Origin of the sequence: Moellerella wisconsensis ATCC 35017, assembly GCF_001294465.1 — a bacterium.
GTDB lineage: Bacteria > Pseudomonadota > Gammaproteobacteria > Enterobacterales > Enterobacteriaceae > Moellerella > Moellerella wisconsensis.
The window spans coordinates 1-214 of record NZ_LGAA01000102.1 but is presented as its reverse complement, the minus strand read 5'-3'; the positions used below and the strand labels follow the sequence as shown (position 1 = coordinate 214).

The following is a 214-nucleotide window of genomic DNA, read 5'->3' as shown; positions in this document are numbered from 1 at the left end:
CGCTTGAGCGATAACGCCTTCAAATTATCCAGCGGCCAACAACAGCGTTTGGTGATCGCGCGCGCGATTGCGATTGAGCCAGAGGTATTGTTGCTCGACGAGCCGACGTCTGCATTGGATCCTATTTCCACGTTGACCATTGAAGAGCTGATCGTTGGGCTTAAAGAAAATTACAGCGTGGTGCTGGTCACCCATAATATGCAGCAGGCGGCTC

1 protein-coding gene is annotated in these 214 nt (G+C 52.3%); it reads left to right on the top strand.

What is annotated here, in order from left to right; all coding sequences use genetic code 11:
• On the top strand, positions 1-214 hold a 214-nt coding region (locus tag M992_RS14555; RefSeq protein WP_147638212.1), incomplete at both ends, for an ATP-binding cassette domain-containing protein.